This window comes from Bacillus sp. FJAT-28004, assembly GCF_001280845.1.
GTDB lineage: Bacteria > Bacillota > Bacilli > Paenibacillales > Paenibacillaceae > Pristimantibacillus.
Genome location: NZ_LGHP01000013.1, coordinates 1 through 4619 on the forward strand (window position 1 = coordinate 1; position 4619 = coordinate 4619).

General features: G+C 41.8%; 5 protein-coding genes. 1 reads left to right on the forward strand and 4 read right to left on the reverse strand.

Annotation, left to right across the window (positions count from 1 at the left end; translation table 11 throughout):
- Window positions 1-262 precede the first annotated feature (262 nt).
- The 4 genes from AC787_RS32765 to AC787_RS32780 form a co-directional block, all read right to left on the reverse strand.
- Entirely contained in the window at window positions 263-631 is a 369-nt protein-coding gene (locus AC787_RS32765) for a hypothetical protein (protein WP_054029186.1), read from the reverse strand.
- A 134-nt stretch (window positions 632-765) separates the two neighbouring features.
- Window positions 766-1608, reverse strand: coding sequence for a tyrosine-type recombinase/integrase (locus AC787_RS32770; RefSeq protein WP_054029187.1), 843 nt, complete (start codon window positions 1606-1608; stop codon window positions 766-768).
- Window positions 1609-2333: 725 nt separating this feature from the next.
- The gene (locus AC787_RS32775; protein WP_054029188.1) at window positions 2334-2810 is read right to left on the reverse strand and encodes a GyrI-like domain-containing protein; all 477 of its coding nucleotides are present in this window, start codon (window positions 2808-2810) and stop codon (window positions 2334-2336) included.
- 24 nt (window positions 2811-2834) lie between these two features.
- Window positions 2835-3314, reverse strand: a complete 480-nt coding sequence (locus AC787_RS32780) for a hypothetical protein (RefSeq protein ID WP_054029189.1) — start codon at window positions 3312-3314, stop codon at window positions 2835-2837.
- Window positions 3315-3436: 122 nt separating this feature from the next.
- On the opposite strand from AC787_RS32780, the gene AC787_RS32785 reads away from it, so the two are divergent.
- Window positions 3437-4405, forward strand: coding sequence for a helix-turn-helix transcriptional regulator (locus AC787_RS32785; RefSeq protein ID WP_063847765.1), 969 nt, complete (start codon window positions 3437-3439; stop codon window positions 4403-4405).
- Window positions 4406-4619 lie beyond the last annotated feature (214 nt).

Consider the following 4619-nt stretch of genomic DNA (forward strand, 5'->3'; position numbering starts at 1 on the left):
TCGATTCTTGTGGTTCAGCAAAAACAGTGGGCATGTTAGCCAAAAAACAGATAATAAAAATTAAGTACAACGTTTTCTTCATTTTTCACCTCATTTTTTTTTGGGATAGCTTTCCCTAAATGAGGAAAATCATTATGCTAACCTGCCCTTTAGTTCAACGAGGCTGCCTATTCATGCCGACAGCCTCGTCATAGTGATTGTTAAGTTAAAGTTACCCGTTAGTTCAACTGAGGATCTTATCAATTTTTTCATTATTGTTTGACTATTCTATATGTCCTTGACTAATATCTTGTTTCGCCAAATCTAAAGCCACTGCGATTTTAATCTGATTCATTTTGCTTAAGCCCTTGGTCCAATCTTCAATTGAATACATATCAACGATAGGAGCAACTTTTTTATCATAGCGATCCAATTCAATTTTCAAAACTGAGTGTGTATCCACAAGAAAAGTAAATATATCTTCCCCTTGTTCGGGAATCCAATCTAAAATGCACGCTGTTTTCATTGCGGGAAAAGTTTCGCTAATGATGTTTAAGAACCTATGCATATCTTTATCGTTGAATAAATAAATTCTTGAGGCTTGCAATCCTGTTCTGTATGTCTGTTCTGAAAGAGTCCCTCTAAGTTTCATTCCATGCCTTCTTTCCTAAGGTCTTTCAGCGTTTAACGATTTAGTACAGTATTTATTCAAGATCATAACGCGTTATCCTGCCCTTTAGTTTAATCAAGATTGCCATCCAAATTGTCTACCTAGACCCGGATACATTAGAAGAACCGTCGATACAGCTCGCGTTTTCGCTCTCCACGGAGCTGAGCATATATCTGAGTGGTCGATGCTTTCTCATGCCCCAGCATGCCTTGAATAAACTCTAATGGTGCTCCATTATCCAATAGCTGACACGCATAGGTATGACGAAAACGGTGCGGGTACACATTAGCTTCAATCTCTCCCCAATTTGCTAACCGCTTTAGCGCCCATCTGATCGTCGGTATGGACATTCGACGGGTAGGATTTGTTTCCGTCACAAACAATGCTTTACAGGAATCTTCGCGACTCTTTAAGTACTTTTTCAACCACACTTTGCATTCGGTGGTAAAGTAAACTTCTCTTTGTTTGGATCCCTTGCCATTTACAATCGCCGAACAATTTTCCCAGTTAAGATCTTCAATGTTTATTTTCTGTACCTCTCCAACATGGCAGCCAGAACTATATAGAAATTCCAACAAAGCTCGTTCTCGATGTGATAGACAGGAAATCTTAAGATGAATCACATCCTCTTCTATAAGAAACTTCGAAATGTGGTTATTCATCTCAGGTTCCCTCAAATTAAGAAAGGGATTTTTCTTATTGTAACCTTCTTCATACGCAAAGCGAAAAAGGGATCGCACAAATCTGATACGATCTCCTATGATGCTTGGCTTTAATCGTCCGGATTGTTTAGCCAAATACTCCTTAAGCTCAAGCAAAGTTGATTTCCTCAATCTCAAGATCACAAAATCGCCAAACAGCATTATTAATTGCAATGAGTAGGCTTTTAATGTGTACGGACTGAATCCCTGAATCCGTTTATCAACTTCATACAGCTTCCATAATTCACTCAGGTACATAGAGAAATCCTCCCATAATATAAACCTATTAAATCTAGGTTCTCTTGAAATGGAAGGGTTTAATCACTTTATTGTATTAACGTTTCCCGTTAGAGCTGAATGCCCAGCATAACAAAGGTCGAGTCTTGATTTTATTTTGAAATATGCCAAACACTTTATAAATAGCATATCGGCAATCGGTATACATTCTTGGCCTTTTTCGGCATTCGGTACATATTCTTGACATTGTACATTGCCAAGAGTATGTAGCGATAAAACAAAAAAACCGCGATTTACGCGGTAATTAATCGGCTCATATTCTTGTCATCCTACAGGCTTGTTGTCTAAGGACACAAATTCACCTACATTAATGACACAAAATTACCAACATTGTCTCCCACGTTCGCAACATTCTTATTAATAGCTGTCGGATGACAAGAACTTGATCCCATTCCCTACACGAATAAGCAAAACAAGAAAAAAATGCTTGCACGGATTCCCCGAATCCTACGGATTTCATCGAATATAGACTCGATCGAATAGACTTCTTTTCGTGAGGGCATTCACCGAACGATCTGTTCATTAACGATTGCATATACCATGGTTTCTTATTGACCCAAAATATTCGACACCTACCGCCTTTGTGAATTTAACAAGCTGAAGCGCCACGCACCTTGATCCGATAAACGAAAAAGCCCGCAGAAACAGCGGACTTCTTTCGGACAAGATTGAGGTATTTATTCTTATTATTTTTTAACCACAGGCACCCAAAATTCGCCGTAGAATGTGCCGTCTCCGTTATCTTTGCGATAAGTCGCATTTGGACCGCCGATGTAAGCATAGTCAGTGATTTGGGACAAGACTTCACCAAAAGCACGGTAAGTCAGCTGATCGAACAAAGTTTCCTTGTCGCCATTTCCCGCAACCACGATGTACTCGCTCTCTGGAAACTCGATGATGCGCGTTGCGTCTGCCACTGATTTTCCAGCTACTACCGCAAAATAATTCCACGGTTTTCCTTGATAAACCTCGTTAACTGACCATTCGCGATCGTCCTTTGCGGCTTTTTTGAGCTTATCAAAACGCCCGTCAGCTTTGAGCCCGCCCCAAAACTCAGCTTTTTCCTTTTGCAAAGCCTGTATGTCTTGGAAATTCGATTGTATTGAAAAACCATAAGCGGTCAATGTGAATGATTTTTTGTGTTCCAGTGTGTAATTCGCCATGTGAGATCTCCTTTTATTCTGGAATTAGCCTTCGACTTTTTTTACACGAAGCCACATTTCGCCGTAGAATTCACCGTTTTCATCTGCTTTCACAAATGTTGAGTTACCAGGACCAACGTATTTGTAGTCTGTGATTCCTTGTAACATGCCGCCGAAAACTTTGCCAGTGATTTCGTCAGCAAGGCGGTCTTTGTCAGCGCTTGTTCCAGGCACGACGAGGTAGTCGCCAGCGAGGAAATCGAGGACGTCCGCGCCTTCCGCGTCGAACTCGCCCATCACGCCGAAGCCGCGCCAAGCCTTGCCGGCGATGACGTAATTAATTTGATATTCTTGACCGTCTGCGAGCGCGAGAAGTTCAGCAAGCTTGTTGTTTTCAGTGATTTCAGCTTTTTTCGCTGCAGTTTTTGCTGCATTACCTGCCCAGTCGTTGTAGTCTTCAAGTGAAACACCGAAAGCAGTCATTTTGTAGTTTTCCGAGATTGTTTTGATTGAGTAGATAGACATTTTGTTCTCTCCTTTGTGGATTAGTCTTTACAAGATTGATTCTATTTTCCGAATGTATCAAAAAATGATACCTTTTATTTTCATCTTCGTGCTTTCTGCTACTTTTATGATACAATAAAATCATGAAAAAAACAGAACGAGTGAACCTGATCATGCGCTACATCAATAACCGCGCGCATTTTACGATTGCCGAGATTCAGCGGGAGTTCAAAATTTCCCGCGCAACGGCGATTCGCGACATTAACGAGATTCAGGCGATGGGTTTTCCGCTGACGACCGAACTTGGGCGCGGCGGCGGATACAATATCCTGCAAAATCAGTATCTGCCCTCCGTCCGCTTTACATCAGTAGAGCTAAAAGCGATTTTTATCAGCTTTATCGCCTCGAAAAATTCGCAGCTGCCATATCTGCAAAATCGCCGCTCAATCACTGAAAAACTCATCGGCATCGCGTCGCAAACCCAGCAAGACGAGCTAATCGAGCTGAATAATATCTTGCTTTTTGAAAATACAAATCCTTCCAATCCGAATCTATTGGAGCTCGATGATGCGGCGCCTGAGGAGCTGAACCAACTAATTTCGCTTGCCGTGCGGGATAAACACTTGCGCTTGACTTATGAGCTGAGTCCTGGCTGGCCGCAATTGATGGACGTTTTTTTGCTGCATATATTTAACTCGAACGCTCAGTGGCTGGCCGAGGTTTATGATCTTGATACGAATGAGTTTCGTTATTTGCCTGTTGTGATGTTGCGGGATTCGGCAGTTTCTGAACGGGCGTTGAAGTGGTCAGAGCAAGAGATTTTAAGCAAAAAACTCCTTTTTGCACGTGAGTCCAATCTTGTTGTGAAGCTTGATACGACTGGGATTCAGCGTTTTAAGCGCATGCACCCCCCGGGAATTATTTTGTCATTCACCGGGATGTTTCAGTCGAGCGGGATTTTCAATATTCACCTGGATGTGACCGATGTTGAGTCGCTGGCGTATTATGCGGATTGGCTTTTGTTTTTGGGGAAAGGTGTCGAGTTCGAACGGATTCCCGATGAGCTGCGCGTGATTTTGGGAGAGCGTTTAGGGGTGCCACCAACATTTTAACGAGAATATACGCTGAGCCCGCCTTTAATTAAACAAAAGAAGCAGCTGCCGCGGCGAACTGCTCCTTGATTCGTTTAACTATCGTCTCCCGTTAGTTGAGCGGTGAAACTGTATTTTAATAAATAGTATCGTGATGTTCACCTTCTTTAGGATCATTATTCTTCATACAAAAAGACATAAAAATCGTTCGCTGATTCATAAATCATTACCTATT

What these genes read in the sequence shown, in the direction of transcription:
- AC787_RS32765 (WP_054029186.1), bottom strand. Translation starts at nt 631, where the DNA reads ATGAAACTTAGAGGGACTCTTTCAGAACAGACATACAGAACAGGATTG.
- AC787_RS32770 (WP_054029187.1), bottom strand. Translation starts at nt 1,608, where the DNA reads ATGTACCTGAGTGAATTATGGAAGCTGTATGAAGTTGATAAACGGATT.
- AC787_RS32775 (WP_054029188.1), bottom strand. Translation starts at nt 2,810, where the DNA reads ATGGCGAATTACACACTGGAACACAAAAAATCATTCACATTGACCGCT.
- AC787_RS32780 (WP_054029189.1), bottom strand. Translation starts at nt 3,314, where the DNA reads ATGTCTATCTACTCAATCAAAACAATCTCGGAAAACTACAAAATGACT.
- AC787_RS32785 (WP_063847765.1), top strand. Translation starts at nt 3,437, where the DNA reads ATGAAAAAAACAGAACGAGTGAACCTGATCATGCGCTACATCAATAAC.